We start from the raw sequence: 22,630 nt of genomic DNA, 5'->3' as shown, positions 1-22,630 counted from the left end.
GCGTCCCTTTGGGGCGCTGCTCCACCCACAGGTGCCGCTGTCGTGGTTCACAGGCAATCGTGTGTCCGTGGCCGTGACGTAAGGCTCGCGCCACTCCCTCGACACTCAGTGTTCCGTGTCCGCTAGACGGACCTCAGGGGCGGCAGGCACTGGGTGCCGGATACGGTGGAAGCACCATGAGCGCTTCGCAGACCTCTGACATCCCCACCCTTCTCGTCAAGATCTTCGGGAAGGACAGGCCGGGAATCACGGCCGGACTCTTCGACACGCTGGCCGCCTACTCCGTCGACGTGGTCGACATCGAGCAGGTCGTCACCCGTGGCCGGATCACGCTGTGCGCGCTCGTGACGCAGCCTCCGGCCGGGATGGAGGGGGATCTGAGGGCGACCGTCCACAGCTGGGCCGATTCGCTGAAGATGCAGGCGGAGATCATCTCCGGCCTGGGCGACAACCGGCCGCGTGGCCTCGGGCGCTCCCTGGTGACCGTGCTCGGCCACCCGCTGACCGCGGAGGCGGCGGCTTCGATCGCCTCCCGGATCACCAAGTCGGGCGGCAACATCGACCGTATCTTCCGGCTGGCCAAGTACCCCGTGACGGCGGTGGAGTTCGCGGTGTCCGGCGTGGAGACCGAGCCGCTGCGGACCGCCCTGGTGACCCACGCGGCGGCACTGGGTGTCGACATCGCGGTCGTCGCGGCGGGTCTGCACCGGCGTGCGCAGCGTCTGGTCGTCATGGACGTGGACTCGACCCTCATCCAGGACGAGGTGATCGAGCTCTTCGCGGCGCACGCCGGCTGCGAGGACAAGGTGGCCGAGGTGACGGCGGCCGCGATGCGCGGGGAGCTGGACTTCGAGCAGTCGCTGCACGCGCGCGTGGCGCTGCTGAAGGGGCTGGACGCCTCGGTGGTGGAGAAGGTGCGCAGCGAGGTGCGGCTGACGCCGGGAGCGCGCACGCTGATCCGTACGCTGAAGCGGCTCGGCTATCAAGTCGGGGTCGTCTCGGGTGGGTTCACGCAGGTCACCGATGATCTGAAGGAGCGGCTCGGGCTCGATTTCGCCCAGGCGAACACGCTGGAGATCGTCGACGGGAGGCTGACCGGCCGGGTCACCGGCGAGATCGTGGACCGGGCGGGCAAGGCGCGGCTGCTGCGCCGGTTCGCCGCCGAGGCGGGGGTGCCGCTGTCCCAGACGGTGGCGATCGGTGACGGTGCCAACGACCTGGACATGCTGAACGCGGCCGGTCTGGGCGTCGCCTTCAATGCCAAGCCGGTGGTGCGGGAGGCCGCGCACACCGCGGTGAACGTGCCGTTCCTGGACACGGTCCTGTATCTGCTGGGCGTCACCCGCGAAGAGGTCGAGGCAGCGGACATGCACGACGACGAGGTCTGACGACCGGCACCCCGCATCCGATGCCCTGGGTGCGCAAGGGTCCGACGCCGCGACGGTGCCGGGCCCCTGCGCGTGGGTCGGTCACTCCGAGGGTGCCCAGTAGTCGAGCAGCGTGGCCACGCCGGGCTCCAGCGTCTTCCAGCTGCCGCTGAAGGACAGCACGGCGAAGGCGGCGGTCGGGAAGCCCCGGCGGCTCATCCGGTCGCGCGGACCGGTCTCGGCCGAACCGGAGAGGATCTCGGCGAGGCCCTGCACGCCCGGGTTGTGGCCGATCAGCAGGACGTTCTGCGCGTCGTCGGGTGTTTCGTTGAGCACAGCAATCAGTTCGCCGGGCGAAGCCTCGTACACCCGCTCTTCGTAGACGGTTTTCGGCCGGTGCGGGAACTCATGGACGGCGAGCTTCCAGGTCTCCCGGGTCCGGGTCGCGGTGGAGCACAGGGCCAGGTCGAAGGGGATGTCGGTGTCGGCCAGCCTGCGGCCGGCCTCTGCCGCGTCCATTCGGCCCCGGTCGGCGAGCGGCCGCTCGTGGTCGTTCACCTGTGGCCAGTCGGCTTTCGCATGCCGGAAGAGGACAATCCTGCGGGATTCTGCGACGCTCATGAGATCCAGCTTCGCATGAAACAGGCCATGGGGCGCAGGGAGTTGACGGGCGGCTTCGGCGGTGCTCAGCGCGTGATCAGCTGCATTATGCGCTCGAAGAGCTGGGTGATCGCGGGCTCGGCGGTCGCGGCGTGCGCGTCGGACGGGTCGAGTATCAGCATCAGCAGTGTGATGAAGGCGAGCGTCGGCAGGGCGAGGGCCCACCAGGGCAGCCGGATGTCGGCACGGCCCGTGGACGCCGGGTGGGGCGGGGTGTGCGTGCGGGCCGACATGTCGCCTCCGGGAGTCTTCGAGTGGTCCGTGACCGCCTCTCGCGGTCACACTTCGAAGTTACGGACTCCGCGACTCTCAACCCATCCGGTGATCCACCCAGTTGACCCTGACACTCACCCCCTAGGGGATGGTGGTGCTAGCCCCACCATCGCCGGACCGCGGTGCGTCGGGGGACGTCCGCGAGGAGGCGTGGGTCAGGGCGAGGCGATCGTCGCGACGACGGCGATGACCACGAAGATGGCGAAGAACGTGCCGAAGACGAGCAGGAGCTTCTTCTGGCCGTTCCGGGGGTTCGGGTCGAGCACTGGCATACGGCAAGTCTCGCACCCGTGGGCCGCGGCGCGTCCTCCGGGGTGACGCTCAGCGGGCGGCCTCGTCCTCGACCGTGCGATTGCGTCCCGCCAGGACACCCACCGCCATCTGCGGGATCATCAGGCCGGCCATGAGAGCGATCGGGAGCCCCCAGCCACCGCTGTGCTGGTAGAGCACGCCGACCAGGAGCGGGCCGGGGATCGAGATCAGATAGCCGGTGCTCTGCGCGAAGCCCGACAGCTGGGCGACTCCCGCACTGCTCCTGGCCCGCATGCCCACCATGGTGAGGGCCAGCGGGAACGAGCAGTTGGAGACGCCGAGCAGCAGCGCCCAGACCCAGGCGCCGGCGACCGGCGCGAGGTACAGGCCGGCGTAGCCGACGAGGCCGCAGGCGCCCAGCGCGAGCACGATCGGCCCCTGGTGGGGCAGCCTGGTGGCGAGGCGCGGGATGACGAAGGCGAGCGGCACGCCCATCACCATCGTGAGGGCGAGCAGCAGCCCCGCCGTGCCTGCGTGCACACCGGCGTCCCGGAAGATCTGCGCCATCCAGCCCATGGTGATGTAGGCGCCGGTGGCCTGGAGCCCGAAGTAGACCGCGAGGGCCCAGGCGGTGCGGCTCCGGGTGATCCGCAGCTGGGGTGCGGCCACGCGCGCGTGCTTCTCCGGCGCGGCGGACGCCGCCCCGGTCCCGTACGAAGGGAATCCACGGCAGTACGGCCACGGCCGGAAGCACCGCCCACACCGCGAGCCCGGTCTGCCAACTTCCGCCCAGCGCCTCGGTCATGGGTACCGTCACCGCCGCGGCGGACGCGGTGCCGAGGGCGAGGGCCATCGAGTACAGGCCGGTCATCGAGCCGACCCGGTCCGGGAACCAGCGCTTGACGATGACCGGCATCAGGACGTTGCTCACGGCGATGCCCATGAGGGCGAGGGCGCTGGCGGCCAGGAAGCCGCCCGTGCTGCCCACGTACGGCCGCAGGAGCAGTCCGGCGGTGATGGCGACCATGCCCGCGCACACCACCGCGCCGGGGCCGAAGCGGCGGGCGAGCCGGGGCGCCATGACGCCGAAGACGGCGAAGCAGAGCGGGGGCACCGAGGTGAGCAGTCCGGCCACGCTGCCGCTCATGCCGAGCCCGTCGCGGACCTCTTCGAGGAGGGCTCCGAGGCTGGTGATGGCGGGGCGCAGGTTCAGCGCGGTCAGGACGATGCCGAGCACGATCAGGCGCACCGTCCACGCGCGCGTGGCGGACTCCGCCGCGGCGGTCTCCGTCGTGGCGGGTGCCTGCTGGGTGCGTATTCGCGTGGACGTCGCCGTCCGGTTTTCCTCACGTGCCATGCGCCCCATCATAGAATCATGGGATGATTGGTTGTCCACCCCTGGGCCGCCCGGCCCCGGCCCTACCGTGCGAAGGTGTGCCATGCCCCTGAGCAACCCCCGTCGTTCGGCGCTGTCCGAGCAGGTCATCGCCGCGCTGCGGAACCAGATCACCTCGGGCGAATGGCCGGTCGGCGCCCGCATCCCGACCGAGCCCGAGCTGGTCGAACAGCTCGGTGTGGCCCGCAACACGGTCCGTGAGGCGGTCCGCGCCCTCGCCCACAACGGCCTGCTGGACATCCGCCAGGGCTCCGGCACCTACGTGGCGGCCACCAGCGAGCTGGCCGGCGTGATGCACCGCCGCTTCGCCGACGCCGACCCCCGGCACATCGCCGAGCTGCGCTCCACGCTGGAGTCGGGCGCCGCGCAGCTGGCCGCCGAGCGGCGCACCGAGAAGGACCTCAAACAGCTGGACGCGCTGCTGGCGCGGCGCGAGGAGGCCTGGGAGTCGGGCGACACGGAGGCGTTCGTGACGGCCGACGCGACCTTCCACCTGGCGGTGGTCGCGGCCTCCCACAACGACGTGATGATCGCGATGTACGCGGACCTGGGCGAGGTCCTGCGGGACTGGCTGCGCGACGACGTCGGCGCGGAGCTGACGCCGGAGTCGTACCTGGACCACGCGCGGCTGGTCGACGCGATCCACGCGGGCGACGCGGCCGCGGCCGCGACGGAGGCGGCGGGCTATCCGTTCCACTGCCGTCCGGGGCGCTTCAGCGCTCCTGCCGGTGGCTGACCCACGCCGAGCCGACCTCTTTCCAGCAGCGTCCGGTCAGCCGCACGGTCTGCGCGGGCCCGGCGTCCACCGGGGAACCGTCGCTGTCGATGTCCCACCAGCGGACGCACTCCACGTGCAGGCTCACGCGGTCGGTCTCCGGATAGGGGTTGTGGCAGTACGCGGTCACGTGGGAGCCGGTGACGCTGACCCGGCACGCGGCGCCGAACGGCTCCCAGGGCTCTGCTTCCGCTTTCGCGGCGTGCACGCGTGCGTGCGCGTGGGCCATCGCCTCGTACGAAAGCGGCAGTACGAGAGCGACGGCAACGGTCGTCGAGGCCAGGCGGCGGGACAAGCGCACAACGGGACCTCCTCGGCCGTACGGGGGAGGGGCTCGCGTGATGAACGCGTACTCCAGACTGCGCTGTCGCAGGCCTCCCCCGCCTCGCCGGATGGGCCGAACGGGTGACGCCCCGCTCCCCCGCGCGCGGCGGGAGAACGGGGCGTCGACGGCGTACGGGAGATCAGGCGCCGATGGCGTGCAGGCCGCCGTCCACGTGGACGATCTCGCCGGTGGTCTTCGGGAACCAGTCGCTCAGCAGCGCGACGACACCCTTGCCGGCCGGCTCCGGGTCCTCCAGCTTCCACTCCAGCGGAGAGCGGCTGTCCCACACGGACGCCAGCTCGGCGAAGCCGGGGATGGACTTCGCGGCCATGGAGCCGATCGGACCGGCCGAGATCAGGTTGCAGCGGATGGCGTGCTTGCCGAGGTCACGCGCCATGTAGCGGTTCGTGGCCTCCAGGGCGGCCTTGGCCGGGCCCATCCAGTCGTACTGCGGCCAGGCGAACTGCGCGTCGAAGGTGAGGCCGACGACCGATCCGCCCTCGGTCATCAGCGGCAGCAGCGACATGGTCAGCGACTTCAGGGAGAAGGCGGAGACGTGCATGGCGGTGGCCACGGACTCGAAAGGCGTGTTCAGGAAGTTGCCGCCGAGCGCGTCCTGGGGCGCGAAGCCGATGGAGTGCACGATGCCGTCGAGCTTGTCGCCCAGGTGCTCACGCACCTGGCTCTCCAGGCGGGCGAGGTGCTCGTCGTTGGAGACGTCGAGCTCCAGGACCTTGACCTTCTCCGGCTGGGGGAGCTTCCTGGCGATGCGCTCCGTGAGCGTCGGACGCGGCCAGGCGGTGAGGATGATCTCCGCGCCCTGCTCCTGGGCCAGCTTCGCGGTGTGGAAGGCGATGGAGGACTCCATCAGCACACCGGTGATGAGGATCTTCTTGCCCTCAAGGATTCCAGCCATGGTGATCAGTGACCCATTCCCAGTCCGCCGTCAACGGGAATGACGGCTCCAGTGATGTACGAGGCGTCGTCCGACGCGAGGAACCGCACCGCAGCGGCGATCTCGTCCGGCTGCGCGTACCGGCCGAGCGGGACCTGCGTCACGATGTTCGCGCGCTGCTCGTCGGTGAGCACCTTGGTCATGTCGGTGTCGACGAAACCGGGTGCGACGACGTTGAAGGTGATGTTGCGCGAGCCCAGCTCACGGGCGAGGGAGCGCGCGAAGCCGACCAGGCCGGCCTTGGAGGCGGCGTAGTTGGCCTGACCGGGCCCGCCGTACAGCCCGACGACCGACGAGATGAGCACCACGCGGCCCTTCTTGGCGCGCAGCATGCCGCGATTGGCCCGCTTGACCACGCGGAAGGTGCCGGTGAGGTTGGTGTCGACGACCGAGGTGAAGTCCTCCTCGGACATGCGCATCAGGAGCTGGTCCTTGGTGATGCCGGCGTTGGCGATCAGGACCTCGACCGGGCCGTGCTCGGCCTCGATCTCCTTGTAGGCCTGCTCCACCTGCTCGGTGTCGGTGATGTCGCACTTGACGGCCAGGAAGCCGGCCGGCGGCTCTCCCGAGCGGTACGTGATCGCGACCTTGTCGCCGGCGTCGGCGAAAGCGCGGGCGATGGCGAGGCCGATGCCCCGGTTGCCTCCGGTGACGAGAACCGAGCGGCTCAACGGATCACCCTTTCGATTGGGGTCTGAACACACCCGCCCGAACACTGGATGGCAGGCGGCTTCTCCGAAAACCTATCGGGCCGGTCGCGCCGGGGGACATTCGGGCACCGACAGTGGCTTACGGGTGTCACTGTCGGGTCCCTACAGAAAGTTGCGCAGTCCAGCCGGAAACGTGTGGTCCGTGGGCCCGGCCGCGCGACATGATCGGTCCCGACAGGCCACGACAGCAGGGAGACCTCCGTGCCCCATACGATCGATGAAGCCTTCACGGCGCTTCCGCTACGCGCCCTGGCCGACGCGGCGCTGGCACGCGCGCGTGCGCTGGGTGCCGAGCACGCGGACTTCCGGTTCGAGCGGGTGCGCAGCGCGTCCTGGCGCCTGCGGGACGCCAGGCTCGCCGGGTCGTCGGACACCACCGACCTCGGGTACGCGGTAAGGGTCGTGCACGGCGGCACCTGGGGGTTCGCGTCCGGGGTGGATCTGACGCTGGACGCCGCCGCCAAGGTCGCCTCGCAGGCGGTGGCAATGGCGAAGCTGTCCGCCCAGGTGATCAAGGCCGCCGGGTCGGACGAGCGGGTGGAGCTCGCCGACGAGCCCGTGCACACCGACCGGACGTGGATCTCGTCGTACGAGATCGATCCGTTCACCGTGCCCGATGAGGAGAAGTCGGGGCTGCTCGCGGACTGGAGCGCGCGGCTGCTGGCGGCGGACGGGGTCAACCACGTCGACGCCTCGCTGCTCACCGTCCACGAGAACAAGTTCTACGCGGACACCGCCGGGACCGTGACCACCCAGCAGCGGGTCCGGCTGCACCCGCAGCTGACGGCCGTGTCGGTGGACGAGTCGACCGGCGAGTTCGACTCCATGCGCACCATCGCGCCCCCCGCAGGACGCGGCTGGGAGTACCTGACGGGCACCGGCTGGGACTGGGACGACGAGCTCGCGCGCATCCCCGGGCTGCTCGCCGAGAAGATGCGGGCGCCAAGCGTCGAGCCGGGGCCGTACGACCTCGTCGTCGACCCCTCCAACCTGTGGCTGACCATCCACGAGTCCATCGGACACGCCACCGAACTGGACCGCGCCCTCGGCTACGAGGCCGCCTACGCCGGCACCTCCTTCGCCACCTTCGACCAGCTCGGCAAGCTCCGGTACGGCTCCGACCTGATGAACGTCACCGGTGACCGCACCGCCGAACACGGCCTCGCGACCATCGGATACGACGACGAGGGCGTCGAGGGCCAGTCCTGGGACCTGGTGAAGAACGGCACGCTCGTCGGCTACCAGCTGGACCGGCGGATCGCGAAGCTGACCGGGTTCGAGCGGTCCAACGGGTGCGCGTTCGCCGACTCCCCCGGCCATGTGCCGGTGCAGCGCATGGCCAATGTGTCGCTGCAGCCGGATCCGGCCGGGATGTCGACGGAGGATCTGATCGGCGGCGTCGACCGGGGCATCTACGTGGTCGGTGACCGGTCCTGGTCGATCGACATGCAGCGCTACAACTTCCAGTTCACCGGGCAGCGGTTCTTCAGGATCGAGAACGGGCGGATCACCGGCCAGCTGCGGGACGTCGCCTACCAGGCGACCACCACGGACTTCTGGGGCTCCATGGCCGCGGTGGGCGGTCCGCAGACGTATGTCCTGGGCGGCGCCTTCAACTGCGGCAAGGCGCAGCCGGGGCAGGTCGCGGCGGTCTCGCACGGCTGTCCCTCGGCCCTCTTCAAGGGAGTCAACATTCTCAACACCACGCAGGAGGCCGGTCGATGAGCGCCCGTACCAACAAGCCGCACGAGATCGTCGAGCGGGCCCTGGAGCTGTCCCGGGCCGACGGGTGCGTCGTGATCGCCGACGAGCAGTCGACCGCCAATCTGCGCTGGGCCGGCAACGCGCTGACCACGAACGGCGTCACGCGCGGGCGGACGCTCACCGTCGTCGCGACGGTGGACGGCAAGGAGGGCACGGCCTCCGGGGTCGTGTCGCGGTCGGCCGTGACGGTGGACGAGCTGGAGCCGCTGGTGCGGGCCGCCGAGGCCGCCGCGCGCGGCGCCGGGCCCGCCGAGGACGCGCAGCCGCTGGTGGCGGACGTACCGGCGTCGCCGGACTTCACGGACGCCCCGGCCGAGACGTCGTCCACGGTGTTCGCCGACTTCGCCCCGGCGCTCGGTGAGGCGTTCGCACGCGCGCGGGCGGGCGGCCGGGAGCTGTACGGCTTCGCCAACCACGAGATGGTCTCGACGTACGTGGGCACGTCGACCGGGCTGCGGCTGCGGCACGACCAGCCGAACGGCACGCTGGAGCTGAACGCCAAGTCCCCGGACCGCACCCGCTCGGCGTGGGCGGGGCGCTCCACGCGAGACTTCAAGGACGTGGACCCCACGGCGCTGGACGCCGAGCTGGCCGTACGCCTCGGCTGGGCCGAGCGGCGCCTGGAGCTGCCGGCGGGCCGGTACGAGACGCTGCTGCCGCCGACCGCCGTGGCCGACCTGCTGATCTACCAGCTCTGGTCGGCATCGGGGCGGGACGCGGCCGAGGGCCGGACGGTGTTCTCCAGGCCCGGCGGCAGGACACGTGTCGGCGAGCAGCTGAGCGAGCTGCCGCTGACGCTGCGCAGCGACCCGAACGAGCCGGGTCTGGAGTCGGCGCCCTTCCTGATCGCGCACTCCTCCGGGGGCGACCAGTCGGTCTTCGACAACGGGCTGCCGCTCGCCGCCACCGAGTGGATGAGCGAGGGCCGGCTGAAGCACCTCACCACCAGTCGGCACAGCGCGGGCCTGACCGGTCTGCCGGTGGCGCCGGGCATCGAGAACCTGATCCTGGACGGCGGCGAGGACCGCTCGCTCGAGGAGATGGTCGCGAACACCGAGCGCGGGCTGCTGCTGACCTGCCTCTGGTACATCCGCGAGGTCGACCCGGCGACGCTGCTGCTCACGGGCCTGACCCGGGACGGGGTGTACCTCGTCGAGAACGGCGAGGTGACGGGCGAGGTGAACAACTTCCGGTTCAACGAGTCGCCGGTGGGCCTGCTGGGGCGGGCGACGGAGGCGGGGCGCACGGAGAAGACCCTGCCCAGGGAGTGGGGCGACTGGTTCACCAGGGCCGCGATGCCGGCGCTGCGCATCCCCGATTTCAACATGAGCTCTGTCAGTCAGGGCGTATAACCTCGTAGTCGGCTGTCACCCGACTGCCCGAGATCATCAAGGAGACACGAGAACCGTGACGGACATCGTCGACGAGCTGAAGTGGCGCGGCGTGATCGCCCTGTCCACTGACGAGGACGCATTGCGCAAGGCGCTCGCGGACGGTCCCGTCACGTTCTATTGCGGTTTCGACCCGACCGCGGCCAGCCTGCATGTCGGCCACCTGGTCCAGGTCCTCACCATGCGCCGCCTCCAGCAGGCGGGCCTGCGCCCGCTGGCGCTGGTCGGCGGTGCGACGGGCCAGATCGGCGACCCGCGCCCGACGGCCGAACGCACGCTGAACGACCCGGAGACGGTCGCGAACTGGGTGAACCGCCTGCGCGCCCAGATCGAGCCCTTCCTCTCCTTCGAGGGCGACAACGCCGCAATGATGGTCAACAACCTGGACTGGACGGCCGGCCTGTCGGCCATCGAGTTCCTGCGGGACATCGGCAAGCACTTCCGCGTCAACAAGATGCTGACCAAGGACTCGGTCGCCCGCCGGCTCCAGTCCGAGGAGGGCATCAGCTACACGGAGTTCAGCTACCAGCTGCTCCAGGGCATGGACTTCCTGGAGCTGTACCGGCGGCACGGCTGCACGCTCCAGCAGGGCGGCAGCGACCAGTGGGGCAACCTCACGGCCGGTCTGGACCTGATCCACAGGCTGGAGCCGCACGCCAATGCGCATGCTCTGGCGACGCCGCTGATGACCAAGGCGGACGGCACCAAGTTCGGCAAGACCGAGGGCGGGGCCATCTGGCTCGACCCGGAGATGACGACGCCGTACGCGTTCTACCAGTTCTGGCTGAACGCGGACGACCGGGACATCTCCACCTACATGCGCATCCTGTCCTTCAAGTCCCGTGCGGAGCTGGAGGAGCTGGAGAAGCAGACCGAGGAGCGTCCGCAGGCCCGTGCCGGGCAGCGTGCACTGGCCGAGGAGCTGACGACGCTGGTGCACGGCGCCGATCAGACGGCCGCCGTGATCGCCGCGTCCAAGGCCCTCTTCGGCCAGGGCGAGCTGGCGGAGCTCGACGACCGGACGCTGGCCGCGGCCCTCTCCGAGGTGCCGCACATCCAGGTCGAGCAGCTCGGCCCGGTCGTCGACCTCCTCGCCGAAGTCGGCCTCGTGGCCAGCAAGTCCGCCGCGCGGCGCACCGTGAAGGAGGGCGGGGCCTACGTGAACAACGTCAAGGTCGTCGGCGAGGACGCGGTGCCCGCGAAGGAGGACCTGCTGCACGGGCGGTGGCTGGTGCTGCGGCGCGGGAAGAAAAACCTGGCGGCGGTCGAGGTCACCGGGGTCTGAGCGGACGTACACACAGCGATGGGGCGGCCTCCTGGAAAGGGAGGCCGCCCCATCGCCATGATCACGCCCCCATCGCCATGATCACGCTCGGGTCTGATGCTTCCGCTTGCCCAGCGTCGCCATGTACAGCATGTCGCCCAGGTACACGATGATCACCGCGGCGACGATCTGGAAGATATGCCTGCTCCAGTCGATGCCGCGGGTCGCCTCGACACCGAACGCCCGGGCGACGGCGTTGCCGACGATGGCGCCGAGGATGCCGAAGATGGTGGTCAGCCAGAGGGGGCTGTGCTGCTTGCCGGGGATGAGCGCCTTCGCGATCAGGCCCAGCACGAATCCCACGATGATCGCCCACAACCAGCCCATGGCTGCCTCCTCGTACGGCTCGGGGTGAGCAGTACGCCCAGTCTTGGTCCGGCCCTGGTACGCCGCATGCCGGGTACCGCCGTACGCGTTACGGCTGGCGGCGTTCCTCCAGGTGGCAGGTGCCCCGGTCTCGTAGGCGGCGGAGGCGAGGCGTACCGTGGAGGGTGTCCTGGCCCGGGACCCCGACCGGGGGCGGACGGGTACGGGCAGGGGAGAGTCCGATGCGGGCGGATGGTGGAATGTGATGCGGAAGCTGCACACGAGCGGCAACACCGAGGTGTTCCGGATCACCGGAGCCCGGGCGGGTCTCCAGGACGATGTGCGCGCCCGGCAGCGCCGGTACATCATCTCGATGTCGATCCGCACGCTGTCGGTGATCCTCGCAGCCACGCTGTGGAACGTCGAACGCCACGTCGCGATCGTGGCGTTGGTGCTCGGCGCGGTCCTGCCGTACATCGCGGTGGTGATCGCCAACGCGGGGCGGGAGAATGCGCCAGGTCTGCCGTCCACGTTCGTGGCAGCGCCGATGCGGCCGATGATCACGCCGCCGCAGACGAATGACGGTTTCACGGAATCGGTCCCGGAAGATGTCGTGGGCGACTCCGCGCCAGGGACACAGAGCAAACCCCGCGACGGGGCGTGATCCCGCGGACCCTTTCCCTCCGGAAGCCTAGTCCAAGCCAAGCTCAGGAAAAGCTCAGATCAATAGTGTTGTTCCGGTGCCGGGCGGCGGGTTACCCGTGACATACTTCGTAGGCGCTCCGCATCCCCCGTCGGAGCGACAGACCGACGCCGGGCAGCTCCCCCCGTGGCTGCTCGGCGTCGCCTTTTGTGCGCGAATCTGTGAGACGAATCTGTGAGTGACGAGACCCCGATCTGCTCCGCCAAGGGGTGCCGTGCCGACGCCGTGTGGGTGCTGGCGTGGAACAACCCGAAGATTCACACGCCGGAGCGGCGCAAGACGTGGCTCGCCTGTGAGGAGCACCGCGAGCATCTGTCGCAGTTCCTCGGGGTGCGGGGGTTCTTGAAGGACGTGGTCCTGCTTGCTGAGTGGGAAGAGGTCCCTTCAGCCACCGATGGCTGACATCGGCCGGTCCGGCTGCACGAACGACGGGTCGTCCAGGCCCGCTCCCGCCTTCTTGCCCCACATCGCCAGCCGCCAGATGCGGGCGATCTCCTCGTCGGGCGCGTCGGAGCGCAGCGCCGCCCGCAGATCCGTCTCCTCCGTGGCGAACAGGCACGTGCGGACCTGACCGTCGGCCGTCAGGCGGGTGCGGTCGCAGGCCGAGCAGAACGGGCGGGTGACGGAGGCGATGACACCCACCACGTGCGGGCCGCCGTCGACGAGCCAGCGCTCCGCCGGGGCCGAGCCGCGCTTGGCCTCGCCCTCGGGGGTCAGCTCGAAGCGGGTGCGCAGGGACGTCAGGATGTCCCCGGCGGTGATCATGCCGTCGCGCTTCCAGCCGTGCTGGGCGTCCAGGGGCATCTGCTCGATGAAGCGCAGTTCGTAGTCGTGCTCCACGGCCCAGGCGAGCAGGTCGGGGGCCTCGTCCCCGTTCAGGCCCGGCATCAGCACCGAGTTGACCTTGACCGGGGTCAGGCCCTCCTCGCGGGCGGCGTGCAGGCCCTCGATGACGTCCTTGTGGCGGTCGCGGCGGGTCAGGGTCTTGAAGACGTCCGGGCGGAGGGTGTCCAGGGAGACGTTGACCCGGTCCAGGCCCGCGGTCTTCAGGGCGGCCGCGGTGCGCTTGAGGCCGATGCCGTTGGTGGTCAGCGACATCTGGGGGCGGGGCTCCAGGGCCGCGACGCGCTCGACTATGCCGACCAGTCCGGGGCGCAGCAGGGGCTCACCGCCGGTGAAGCGGACTTCCTCGATGCCGAGGGAGGTGACGGCGATGTCGATCAGGCGGACGATCTCGTCGTCCGTGAGCAGGTCGGGCTTGGCCAGCCACTGCAGACCCTCCTCGGGCATGCAGTAGGTGCACCGCAGGTTGCAGCGGTCGGTCAGCGAAACCCTCAGGTCGGTTGCCACTCGGCCGTAGGTGTCGATGAGCACGTGGGCCCCCTCCTCGTCACGACCAGATTCAACTTCCTACACATGCGAGCCTACGTGACCGCACTGACAGCGACACCGGCCGAATCCCACGACGTACGACGCGGCCGCGTCGTAGGGATCTACGACGCGGCCGCTCGGAAGGCGCTCTCAGCGGGCTTGCTAGTGGGCGCCGGTGCCGGTCAGGGACCGGACCTCCAGCTCCGCGTACTTGCCGGCGTCGGGCTCGTCCTTGGACAGGACCGTGCCGAGCCAGCCCATGAGGAAGCCGAACGGGATGGAGATGATGCCCGGGTTCTTCAGCGGGAACCAGGCGAAATCGACGTCGGGGAACATCGCCTTGGGGTCGCCGGAGACGACGGGCGAGAACAACACCAGGCCGACGGCGACGATCAGACCGCCGTAGATCGACCACAGCGCGCCCTGGGTGGTGAACTTCTTCCAGAACAGGCTGTAGAGGATCGTCGGCAGGTTGGCGGAGGCCGCGACCGCGAAGGCCAGGGCGACCAGGCCGGCGACGTTCAGGTCGCGGGCGAGGGCGCCGAGGAGGATGGAGACCGCGCCGATGCCGATGGTGGCGAGACGGGCGGCCCGGACCTCCTCCTTCTCGGTGGCCTGGCCCTTCCTGATGACGTTCGCGTAGATGTCGTGGGCGAACGACGAGGACGAGGCCAGCGTCAGGCCGGCGACGACCGCGAGGATCGTCGCGAAGGCCACCGCCGAGATGGTGGCGAGCAGGATCGCGCCCCACGCCGAGTCGACGCCGCCCAAATGCAGGGCGAGCAGCGGTGCCGCCGTGTTTCCGGCTGGGTTGGACGCGATGATCTCGTCCTGCGAGATGAGCGCTGCGGCGCCGAAGCCGAGGGCGATGGTCATCAGGTAGAAGCCGCCGATGATGCCGATGGCCCAGTTCACGGACTTACGGGCGGCCTTTGCGTTGGGCACCGTGTAGAAGCGGATCAGGATGTGCGGCAGGCCCGCGGTGCCGAGGACCAGGGCGATGCCGAGGGAGATGAAGTCCAGCTTGGAGGTGCCGGTGGCGCCGTACTGAAGGCCGGGCTCCAGGAAGGCGGCGCCCTTGCCGCTGTTCTCGGCGGCCTTGCCCAGCAGGTCCGAGATGTTGAAGTTGAACTTCAGCAGTACCAGGAACGTAATGAGGATCGTGCCACCGATGAGCAGGACGGCCTTGACCATCTGGACCCAGGTGGTGCCCTTCATGCCGCCGATGGAGACGTACACGATCATCAGGACGCCGACGAGACCGACGATGAGGATCTTGCCCGCGTCGGAGGTGATGCCGAGCAGCAGCGAGACCAGGACACCGGCACCGGCCATCTGGGCCAGCAGGTAGAAGATCGACACGACGATCGTGGACGTACCTGCCGCGGTACGCACCGGGCGCTGGCGCATGCGGTACGCGAGGACGTCACCCATCGTGTAGCGGCCGGAGTTCCTGAGCGGCTCGGCCACCAGGAGCAGCGCGACCAGCCAGGCGACGAGGAAGCCGATGGAGTACAGGAAGCCGTCGTAGCCGAAGAGGGCGATGGCGCCCGCGATGCCGAGGAAGGACGCGGCGGACATGTAGTCGCCGGAGACGGCGAGGCCGTTCTGGAAGGCGCTGAAGGACCGTCCGCCCGCGTAGAAGTCGGCGGCGTCCTTGGTCTGGCGGCCCGCCCACACGGTGATGAAAAGGGTCGCGACCACGAAGAGCGCGAACAGGGTGATGATCAGCGTCCGGTGCTCGCTGGCCTCGTTGGCGGCGAGCTGCACATGGGTCATCGCGGGGCTCATGCGCCGCCCTCCATACGGGTCTTGATGGCCTCGGCCTTGGGGTCGAGCTTGGCGCTTGCGTGCCGCGCGTACCACCAGGCGATGAGGAACGTGGTGACGAACTGGGCGATACCGAGGACGAACGCGACGTTGATGTTGCCGAACAGCTTGGTGCCCATGAAGTCGCCCGCGTAGTTGGACAGCAGGACGTACAGCAGGTACCAGGCGATGAAGGCGACGGTCAGCGGAAAGGCGAAGGAGCGGTAGGAGCGGCGCAGTTCACCGAACTCCGCGCTCTCGTGCACCTCGACGAACTCCTCGGTGGAAGGGAGTTTGTGTTGCTCTTTCGAGGGGGGCGGTGCGTCGGTGGCCACGGAGTCTCCTCGCGTTGCGGGCGCTGTTGCGACGGTGGACGGGGACGGTTCGGGAATCGGGGACGGATCAGGGGTGGGGGACGGGTCGGGTACGGGCATGACGGCTCTGTTCCTCGCAATGACGCGGATCACTTGAACCGGCTGGCGATGTTAGGGCCCCGGCGCGTGATCCAACAGGGGGGCTCGATCGTGCTCGCGCCTCCTGTCCAAGGTCACGGCGCCACGCGCGGACCGGTTCAACTCCCCGCACTTCTTTCCGAAGTCGTTCGGTCGGATTGCTGGCCAGCAGGTTCGGGGATAGCTTCGCCTCTGCACCACTGGTCATGTACCTGCCTGAGCGCCAACCGGTGTCTCGGGTGGTCTCGTTCCGGATGATGTGGAGATCCCATGGCTCATTCGCGGTCCAGACGCCGACTCGGCCTCGCCGTCCCGCTCGCCCTGTCCCTGACGGCTTCGCTCGGCTTCCTGCCGACGGCGGCATCGGCCGCGGCCGCACCGCCCGCGCAGCCCGTCGCGCGGGTCACGGACGCGCCCGCTCTGGCCTACGTCGTCAACACCCGGCAGGACCGCCGCACGATCGAGTCGGTGAGGGAGGCGATCGCCACGGCCGGCGGAACGGTCGTGATCGCGTACGAGAGGATCGGCGTGATCGTCGTCCACTCGGCGAACCCCGACTTCGCGAAGGTGATGCGCAAGGTGCGGGGCGTCCAGTCGGCGGGTGCCTCGCGTACGGCCCCCCTGACCGCCGCCGGGACCACGGACGAGGGCCCCGCCCAGCTCATGACGGAGCAGCAGGCGGCGCGGACGCAGAGCGCCGCGGCGGGCGCCGACGAGCCTCTCGAGGCCGACCAGTGGAACCTGCGCGCCATCGGCGCCGACCGGGCGGCGAAGATCAACCCGGGCAGCCGCCGGGTGACCGTCGCCGTGATCGACAACGGCGTCGACGACACCCACCCCGACCTCGCGCCGAACTTCTCCGCCGGCCAGTCCGCGAACTGCGCGGGCGGCAAGGCGGACACCAGCCCCGGCGCGTGGCGGCCGTACACCACCACCGACGTCCACGGCACCCATGTGGCGGGCGAGATCGCCGCGCCCCGCAACGGCATCGGCATCGCCGGCGTCGCCCCCGGCGTCAAGGTGTCCGCCATCCAGGTGAGCGACCCGGTCAACGGCCTCTACTACCCCGAAAGCGTCGTCTGCGCCTTCGTGTTCGCCGCCGATCACGGCGTCGAGATCACCAACAACAGCTATTACGTAGACCCGTGGCTCTACAACTGCATGGACGACCCGGACCAGCGGGCCATCGTCGACGCGGTCAACAGGGCCCAGCAGTACGCCCAGAAGAAGGGCACGCTCAACCTGGCGTCGGCGGGCAACTCCAACCACGACCTCGCCTCCGACGCGATCGTCGACGACAGCAGCCCCGACGACTCGACCCCGGCCGAGCGCACCGTCGACCCGCACGAGTGCTTCGACATTCCGACGCAGCTGCCGGGGATCGTCACGGTCAGCGCGACGGGCGTGCAGAACGTCAAGTCGTACTACTCCACGTACGGTTACGGCGTCATCGACATCGCGGCGCCGGGCGGCGACCGGCTCTACCAGATCCCGGACACCCCGTCGAAGAACGGGCGCATCCTGGCCACCCTCCCGGACGGCAAGTACGGCTTCCTGCAGGGCACGTCGATGGCCTCCCCGCACGCCGCGGGCGTGGCCGCGCTGCTGAAGTCCCGGTACCCGCACGCGACCGCAGCCCAGTTGCACGCACTCCTGAAGGCCCAGGCGGACAACCCGGGTTGCCCGGAGTCGTACGACCAGGACGGCGACGGCAAGCAGGACGCGGTGTGCGAGGGCGGCAAGCGGTTCAACGGCTTCTACGGGTTCGGCATCGTCGACGCGCTGGACGCCGTCGACTGAGTCGAAAACCACTCCGTTGACTGAGTCAAATACTGCATAGTGCAGCCATGACTCCGATCAGCACTCCGATCAGTTCTGCCTGGTCCGCGGTGGGCGGCGATCCCGCCCTTCTTCCGCGGCTGTCGACGGTGGTGCGGGAAGGCGCGTTGCGTGCGCGCCTTCCTGTACGGGAGCTGGCGCGCGCGTGCGTGGGCGCGTGCGCGCTGGCCGCCGCCGAGTTGGGGGCGCGGCGGGCCGGGCTCGCCGAGGTGCCAGGGGCGCGGCTGGACGACGGGGCGATCGCCACCGCGTTCGTGAGCGAACGCCATCTGCTGGTCGACGGGCGCGCACCGGTCAACTTCGCCCCGCTGTCGCGGTTCTGGCGCACGTCGGACGGCTGGGTCCGCACCCATGCCAACTATCCGCACCACCGGGCCCGGCTGCTGGCCGCGCTGGGGGTGACACAGGAGGATCCGGACGCCGTCGGGGCGGCGCTCGCCGAGCGTTCCGCGCGCGAGGTGGAGGAAGCCGTGTACGCGGCCGGCGGGCTGGCCGTGGCGCTGCGTACGCCCGAGGAGTGGGCGGCGCACGAGCAGGCGGTCGCGGTGGCGCGGCGGCCACTGGTCGAGCACGAGTGGTCGGGCACGGCACGCGCGCGTGCGCTCCCGTCCCTCGACGGCTCTCCCCTGCTGCCCGCCGCCGGGGTACGCGTACTGGACCTGACACGGGTCATCGCCGGACCGGTCGCCACCCGCACCCTCGCGCTGCTAGGCGCCGACGTCCTGCGCGTGGACCCGCCGCAGTTGCCCGAACTCCCCGACCAGCAAGCGGACACGGGCTTCGGAAAGCGCTCGGCGACGCTGGACCTGACGACGGACCGGCGCGCCTTCGAGGAACTGCTCGCGACGGCCGACGTCGTCGTCACCGGGTACCGGCCGGGCGCCCTGGACCGGTTCGGGCTGTCGGCGCGGGCACTGGCCGAGCGGCGGCCGGGGCTGGTCGTGGCGGAGGTGTCGGCTTGGGGGGCGTACGGGCCATGGGGCGGGCGGCGCGGGTTCGACAGCCTCGTGCAGGTCGCCACCGGGGTCGCCGCGACCGAGGGAGGCATGGCCGGCGGATCGGCCGGGCAACCCGGGGCGCTGCCCGCACAGGCCCTCGACCACGGGACGGGATATCTGCTGGCGGCTGCCGTGCTGCGGACTCTGACCGAGCAGTTGGAGCAGGGGTACGGCCGGTGCGTACGGCTGTCGTTGGCGCGTACGGCGAAGTGGCTGACGACCGGGATCCGGCCCGGCCCCGAGGGGACCGTGGCGTCGGAGGCGTCGGAGGCCTACGACGCGCCCGACGCCTGGCTCACCGAGCGGGACAGCGCGCTCGGGAAGCTGCGGTACGCCCGGTCGCCGCTGTCGTTCGCGGGCGGTCCCGTCGACTGGGCTCGGCCGCCGGGGGCTTGGGGCGCGGATCCGGCGCGGTGGGTCTGAGCGCCGGAGCCCACCGGCGCCGTACCCCCGGGCGGAACGCCGCACCACCACTTGTTTTCTGGTGCTTGCCCGACTATGTGATTTTTGTGAAGATCTTGAGGTGACGTTGATAAGACCTTCCCTCGGTGTGGCCGACGGGAGCGCTCCAAGACCCCGCCCCGGAGTCAGCCGGGCCGTGGCCGTTCTCGTCCTGGTCGCGCTGGCGGCGCTGATCCCCCTGCTCGGGCCGTCGGCCGCGCTGCACGGCACCGGGGAGGCCGCCGCGCCCGGCACCGGTGGGATCGGACTGCTGCGCACGGTGCTGTTCGCGGCGCTGTGCGTCGCGGTGGGCGAGCTGTTCGTGAACCGGCTGGCCCGGTCCGTGCCCGGCGCTCCCCCGGCCATGCCCCGCAGTTGGGCGCCCTATGCGGCGGCGGCCGGATTCGTCGCCGCGCTGGCCCTCGCGTCGGTCGTGTCCACCGGCAACCTCGTGCCGAGCAGCCCGGCCGACCTCGACGTGGGCGGCCTCTACGCGACGCGCGACGGCAAGCTCGCGCTGCTGGAGGTCAACGCCTTCGCCGTGGCCGGGCTGTGCGCCCTCTCACGCCGGCCCGGCACCCAGCTCTGGCCGCTGGCCGCGGTCGTGGTCGCCGAGGCGCTGCGCGCGCACCCCACGACCGAGCACAGCCCCCTGCTGGGCTCCGGTCTGACGCTGGTGCACCTGACCTGCGCGACGCTCTGGGTCGGCGGGCTGCTGTATGCCCTGCGAACCCTGCGCGGATGGGGCGTCAGGGAGGCGAGCGTGGCCCTGCTGGGCCTCTACGCGCGCGTGGCGGCCGTGCTGCTCGCCGCCATCACGGCGACAGGGGTGTGGAGCTCGCTGCGCCGGATGCCGCCGGACACGGTCCTGCACCAGTTGACCGAGACGGCCTACGGGCGTGTCCTGCTGGCCAAGGTGATCCTGATGGTGGCCGTGGGCGCTCTCGCCTTGTGGGCGCGTATCCGGCTGCGCCGCGCGGCCGAACCGCTGGCCGCCTGCTCGCCCGCGCGGGCGGAGGTCGTCGCCCTGGGCGTGGTGGTTGCCGTGTCGGGGCTGCTGACGGCCCTTCCGGTGCCGATCCGCTGGTAAGGGGTTCCGCGGTGCGGGTGGTCTGACGGTGGGGTCTCCGCGATGAGAGCGCCACGTCGCAGCAGCCGAGCGTGGCTCTCACGCCGTACGCCGCCGCAGGGAGCCCCGCAGGGAGCCGTACGGGCTACACCCCCGCCACGTCCAGCAGCGTCCCGGCCGCATACGTGACCCCCATGGCCAGCGCCCCGCCGGCCATGTTGCGCAGCACCGCGCGGGGCGGGGCGGCGGCACCCAGGCGCGCGCCGCTCCAGCCGGTCAGGGCGAGGGCGGCCAGGACGGCGGCGACGGTGACCGCCAGCCGCCAGTCCGCCGGCGGCAGCACCATCGCCAGCAGCGGCAGCAGCGCCCCGACCGTGAACGCCAGGAAGCTCGCCCACGCCGCGTGCCACGGGTTGGTCAGCCGGTCCGGGTCGATGCCGAGCTCCACGCGCGCGTGCGCCTTCAGCGCGTCCCGTTCCGTGAGCTGGACCGCCGCCTCCATGGCCACCTCCCGGGACAGCCCGCGTCGTTCCAGCAGTTCCGCCAGTTCCGCCAGCTCCGCCTCCGGCCGCTCCCGCAGCTCTCTCTTCTCCTGGGCCAACGCGGCCTTCTCGGAGTCTCGCTGGGTGGAGACCGAGACGTACTCCCCCGCCGCCATCGACATCGACCCGGCGAGCAGCCCGGCCAGCCCGGCCGTGAGCAGGGCCGCACGCTCGTCGGTCGCACCGGCCACGCCGACGACGAGCCCCGCGGTCGAGACGACGCCGTCGTTCGCCCCGAGAACCGCCGCCCGCAACCAGTTCAGCCGCTCCCCCAGCGCGCCGCCGTGGTCCTCGTCGTGCGTTGGTTCGGTCATATGCGGAGGATCGCACCGCACGGGACATCGGGAACGTACCGACGCTCCCGGCCGGCGCCGGGCTCAGCACATGCGACCGCCACCACTGCCCGGCTCCCGCAACACCACGCGCACGCCGACCGGTTGACGCGCTGACGTTCGTGGCGTTCGAACAGGCAGGCGAGGCAAGGCACCTGACGGGCAGGAGTGTCAGTCCCGGCCCGTATCCTCAGTGACCATGCTCGAAGACCGTGCGACCGCAGCGCCCTCCCCCACAGCATGGCCGACCGCGTATCCCCAGGGATACGCGGTCGTTGACGTGGAGACCACCGGCCTGGCCCGGGACGACCGGATAATCTCCGCGGCCGTGTACCGGCTGGACGCGCGCGGCGAGGTCGAGGACCACTGGTACACGCTGGTCAACCCGGAGCGCGACCCGGGCCCGGTCTGGATCCACGGTCTGACGAGCGAGGCGCTGGAGGGCGCTCCTCTCTTCACGGACATCGCCGAGGAGTTCTCGGCCCGGCTGGACGGCCGGGTCCTCGTCGCGCACAACGCCGTCTTCGACTGGCAGATGATCGCGCGGGAGTACGCGCGCGCGGAGCGCCGGGCCCCGGTGCGGCAGCGGCTGTGCACCATCGCACTGTCCAAGGAGCTGGCCCTGCCGCTGCCCAACCACAAGCTGGAGTCGCTGGCCGCACACTTCGGCGTCGTACAGCAGCGGGCGCACCATGCGCTGGATGACGCGCGCGTGCTGGCGGAGGCGTTCCGGCCGAGTCTGCGGGCCGCCGCGGCGGGCAGTGTGCGGCTGCCGCTGCAGGAGTGCCTGCCGCTGACCGAGTGGCGGGACACCGCGACGGCGGCCCCGCGGATCGGTCAGCAGGCGGGCTCACAGGGCGGCTACGGCGGCAGCGGCGGGTACACCGGCTACAGCAGTTATCAGCCGACCAATTGGCGACCGTCCCGCAAGAGGCCCGCCTGCCCCTATCCCAACCCAGGCCGCTACGAAGAGGGCAAACGACTCAAACAGGGCATGCGGGTCGCCTTCTCCGGAGACACGTCCGTCGAGCGCGACCTGCTGGAGGACCGTGCCATCGAGGCCGGGCTGCATGTGTCGACGAGTCTGTCCCGGCTGACCAGCCTGCTTGTCACGAACGACCCCGACGCGGGCACGTCCAAGGTCGTCAAGGCCGGCCAGTACGGGACGCCGGTGATCGACGAGGCGGCGTTCGGACAACTCCTGCGGGACGTGGAACCGGCGTCGGAGCGGTGACCGTACGGACGGGTGATTGCCGCGCGACTCGCCCGGAGCCCCCTCGCCCGGGCCGCGGGGACGGCTCACCCTGTGGCGCATGGCGACATGTGAAGTGTGCGGAAACGACTACGGCATGACCTTCGAGGTGCACGCGCAGGGCGCGGTGCACGTCTTCGACTGCTTCTCCTGTGCGATCCACCGCATGGCACCCATCTGCGAGCACTGCCGTGTGCAGGTCATCGGGCAGGGCGTCGAGGTCGACGGTCACTGGTATTGCGGCGCCCACTGCGCCCGCGCGGAAGGAAAGGCGGGGATCGTCGACAAGGTGTGACACGGTACCCGCCTGAACGCACCCCACGA

Annotated in this window: 23 protein-coding genes and 1 pseudogene; 12 read left to right on the top strand and 12 right to left on the bottom strand. The window is 70.5% G+C overall.

Annotation, left to right across the window (positions count from 1 at the left end):
• The first annotated feature begins 176 nt into the window (after positions 1 to 176).
• Positions 177 to 1,388 carry a phosphoserine phosphatase SerB gene (serB, locus tag OHO27_RS33340; RefSeq protein WP_328428673.1) on the top strand — a complete coding sequence of 404 codons (1,212 nt, stop codon included), beginning with the start codon at positions 177 to 179 and terminating at the stop codon, positions 1,386 to 1,388.
• 81 nt (positions 1,389 to 1,469) lie between these two features.
• Here the strand turns inward: serB and OHO27_RS33335 are convergent, their stop codons facing one another.
• The 4 genes and pseudogenes from OHO27_RS33335 to OHO27_RS33320 form a co-directional block, all read right to left on the bottom strand.
• Complete coding sequence (locus OHO27_RS33335; RefSeq protein ID WP_328428672.1) at positions 1,470 to 1,988, bottom strand: SixA phosphatase family protein; 519 nt, start codon at positions 1,986 to 1,988, stop codon at positions 1,470 to 1,472.
• Positions 1,989 to 2,053: 65 nt separating this feature from the next.
• Positions 2,054 to 2,260 carry a hypothetical protein gene (locus OHO27_RS33330; RefSeq protein WP_328428671.1) on the bottom strand — a complete coding sequence of 69 codons (207 nt, stop codon included), beginning with the start codon at positions 2,258 to 2,260 and terminating at the stop codon, positions 2,054 to 2,056.
• Positions 2,261 to 2,455: 195 nt separating this feature from the next.
• Positions 2,456 to 2,572, bottom strand: coding sequence for an SGM_5486 family transporter-associated protein (locus OHO27_RS33325; RefSeq protein ID WP_328428670.1), 117 nt, complete (start codon positions 2,570 to 2,572; stop codon positions 2,456 to 2,458).
• 49 nt (positions 2,573 to 2,621) lie between these two features.
• Positions 2,622 to 3,921, bottom strand: a pseudogene (locus OHO27_RS33320) (CynX/NimT family MFS transporter).
• A gap of 70 nt (positions 3,922 to 3,991) precedes the next feature.
• Between OHO27_RS33320 and OHO27_RS33315 the strand changes: the two are divergent.
• The gene (locus tag OHO27_RS33315; RefSeq protein WP_328428669.1) at positions 3,992 to 4,684 is read left to right on the top strand and encodes a FadR/GntR family transcriptional regulator; all 693 of its coding nucleotides are present in this window, start codon (positions 3,992 to 3,994) and stop codon (positions 4,682 to 4,684) included.
• Here the strand turns inward: OHO27_RS33315 and OHO27_RS33310 are convergent.
• From OHO27_RS33310 to fabG, 3 genes are all read right to left on the bottom strand, one after another.
• Complete coding sequence (locus OHO27_RS33310; protein WP_328428668.1) at positions 4,662 to 5,024, bottom strand: hypothetical protein; 363 nt, start codon at positions 5,022 to 5,024, stop codon at positions 4,662 to 4,664. The two genes, OHO27_RS33315 and OHO27_RS33310, sit on opposite strands and share 23 nt — an antisense overlap.
• Before the next feature lie 163 nt (positions 5,025 to 5,187).
• A complete protein-coding gene (gene fabI / locus OHO27_RS33305; protein WP_328428667.1) occupies positions 5,188 to 5,964 on the bottom strand; it encodes an enoyl-ACP reductase FabI in 777 nt (258 codons plus the stop codon).
• 5 nt (positions 5,965 to 5,969) lie between these two features.
• Positions 5,970 to 6,674 carry a 3-oxoacyl-[acyl-carrier-protein] reductase gene (fabG, locus tag OHO27_RS33300; RefSeq protein WP_328428666.1) on the bottom strand — a complete coding sequence of 235 codons (705 nt, stop codon included), beginning with the start codon at positions 6,672 to 6,674 and terminating at the stop codon, positions 5,970 to 5,972.
• Between the two features lie 240 nt (positions 6,675 to 6,914).
• On the opposite strand from fabG, the gene OHO27_RS33295 reads away from it, so the two are divergent.
• Genes OHO27_RS33295 through tyrS form a run of 3 tightly spaced genes read left to right on the top strand, consistent with a single transcriptional unit; the run spans position 6,915 to position 11,153 of the window.
• A complete protein-coding gene (locus OHO27_RS33295) occupies positions 6,915 to 8,438 on the top strand; it encodes a TldD/PmbA family protein (protein WP_328428665.1) in 1,524 nt (507 codons plus the stop codon).
• Positions 8,435 to 9,829, top strand: coding sequence for a metallopeptidase TldD-related protein (locus OHO27_RS33290; RefSeq protein ID WP_328428664.1), 1,395 nt, complete (start codon positions 8,435 to 8,437; stop codon positions 9,827 to 9,829). The genes OHO27_RS33295 and OHO27_RS33290 overlap by 4 nt, the downstream gene beginning before the upstream one ends.
• A gap of 55 nt (positions 9,830 to 9,884) precedes the next feature.
• A complete protein-coding gene (gene tyrS / locus OHO27_RS33285; protein WP_328428663.1) occupies positions 9,885 to 11,153 on the top strand; it encodes a tyrosine--tRNA ligase in 1,269 nt (422 codons plus the stop codon).
• Positions 11,154 to 11,234: 81 nt separating this feature from the next.
• On the opposite strand, the gene OHO27_RS33280 is transcribed toward tyrS, so the two are convergent.
• On the bottom strand, positions 11,235 to 11,519 hold the full coding sequence (locus tag OHO27_RS33280) for a GlsB/YeaQ/YmgE family stress response membrane protein (protein ID WP_328428662.1): 285 nt from the start codon (positions 11,517 to 11,519) through the stop codon (positions 11,235 to 11,237).
• A gap of 244 nt (positions 11,520 to 11,763) precedes the next feature.
• Between OHO27_RS33280 and OHO27_RS33275 the strand changes: the two genes are divergently transcribed.
• Both OHO27_RS33275 and OHO27_RS33270 read left to right on the top strand, forming a co-directional pair.
• Positions 11,764 to 12,162, top strand: coding sequence for a DUF3099 domain-containing protein (locus OHO27_RS33275; RefSeq protein ID WP_328428661.1), 399 nt, complete (start codon positions 11,764 to 11,766; stop codon positions 12,160 to 12,162).
• Between the two features lie 213 nt (positions 12,163 to 12,375).
• Positions 12,376 to 12,603 carry a hypothetical protein gene (locus OHO27_RS33270; protein ID WP_328428660.1) on the top strand — a complete coding sequence of 76 codons (228 nt, stop codon included), beginning with the start codon at positions 12,376 to 12,378 and terminating at the stop codon, positions 12,601 to 12,603.
• On the opposite strand, the gene moaA is transcribed toward OHO27_RS33270, so the two are convergent.
• The 3 genes from moaA to OHO27_RS33255 form a co-directional block, all read right to left on the bottom strand.
• Complete coding sequence (moaA, locus tag OHO27_RS33265; RefSeq protein WP_328428659.1) at positions 12,586 to 13,575, bottom strand: GTP 3',8-cyclase MoaA; 990 nt, start codon at positions 13,573 to 13,575, stop codon at positions 12,586 to 12,588. The genes OHO27_RS33270 and moaA overlap by 18 nt on opposite strands.
• 159 nt (positions 13,576 to 13,734) lie before the next feature.
• Complete coding sequence (locus OHO27_RS33260; protein WP_328428658.1) at positions 13,735 to 15,363, bottom strand: solute symporter family protein; 1,629 nt, start codon at positions 15,361 to 15,363, stop codon at positions 13,735 to 13,737.
• Positions 15,360 to 15,716 (bottom strand): DUF485 domain-containing protein, encoded by a 357-nt coding sequence (locus OHO27_RS33255; protein ID WP_328428657.1) that lies wholly within the window; start codon positions 15,714 to 15,716, stop codon positions 15,360 to 15,362. The genes OHO27_RS33260 and OHO27_RS33255 overlap by 4 nt, the downstream gene beginning before the upstream one ends.
• Positions 15,717 to 16,103: 387 nt before the next feature.
• Here OHO27_RS33255 and OHO27_RS33250 point away from each other — a divergent pair, with 387 nt between their 5' ends.
• The 3 genes from OHO27_RS33250 (at position 16,104) to OHO27_RS33240 (ending at position 20,201) form a co-directional block, all read left to right on the top strand.
• Positions 16,104 to 17,633, top strand: coding sequence for a S8 family peptidase (locus tag OHO27_RS33250; RefSeq protein WP_328428656.1), 1,530 nt, complete (start codon positions 16,104 to 16,106; stop codon positions 17,631 to 17,633).
• 47 nt (positions 17,634 to 17,680) lie between these two features.
• Entirely contained in the window at positions 17,681 to 19,093 is a 1,413-nt protein-coding gene (locus OHO27_RS33245; protein ID WP_328428655.1) for a CoA transferase, read from the top strand.
• A gap of 100 nt (positions 19,094 to 19,193) precedes the next feature.
• Positions 19,194 to 20,201: a CopD family protein gene (locus OHO27_RS33240; protein WP_443059645.1), complete on the top strand. Its 1,008-nt coding sequence runs from the start codon at positions 19,194 to 19,196 to the stop codon at positions 20,199 to 20,201.
• Positions 20,202 to 20,325: 124 nt separating this feature from the next.
• On the opposite strand, the gene OHO27_RS33235 is transcribed toward OHO27_RS33240, so the two are convergent.
• A complete protein-coding gene (locus OHO27_RS33235; protein ID WP_328428654.1) occupies positions 20,326 to 21,036 on the bottom strand; it encodes a VIT1/CCC1 transporter family protein in 711 nt (236 codons plus the stop codon).
• 217 nt (positions 21,037 to 21,253) lie between these two features.
• Here OHO27_RS33235 and OHO27_RS33230 point away from each other — a divergent pair, with 217 nt between their 5' ends.
• Both OHO27_RS33230 and OHO27_RS33225 read left to right on the top strand, forming a co-directional pair.
• Positions 21,254 to 22,288, top strand: coding sequence for a DEDDh family exonuclease (locus OHO27_RS33230; protein ID WP_328428653.1), 1,035 nt, complete (start codon positions 21,254 to 21,256; stop codon positions 22,286 to 22,288).
• 79 nt (positions 22,289 to 22,367) lie between these two features.
• On the top strand, positions 22,368 to 22,601 hold the full coding sequence (locus OHO27_RS33225) for a hypothetical protein (protein ID WP_328428652.1): 234 nt from the start codon (positions 22,368 to 22,370) through the stop codon (positions 22,599 to 22,601).
• Positions 22,602 to 22,630 lie beyond the last annotated feature (29 nt).

It is taken from the genome of Streptomyces sp. NBC_00443 (assembly GCF_036014175.1).
Classification (GTDB): Bacteria; Actinomycetota; Actinomycetes; order Streptomycetales; family Streptomycetaceae; genus Streptomyces.
The sequence above is the reverse complement of the archived record's forward strand: the minus strand, read 5'-3'. Positions and strand labels throughout refer to the sequence as shown.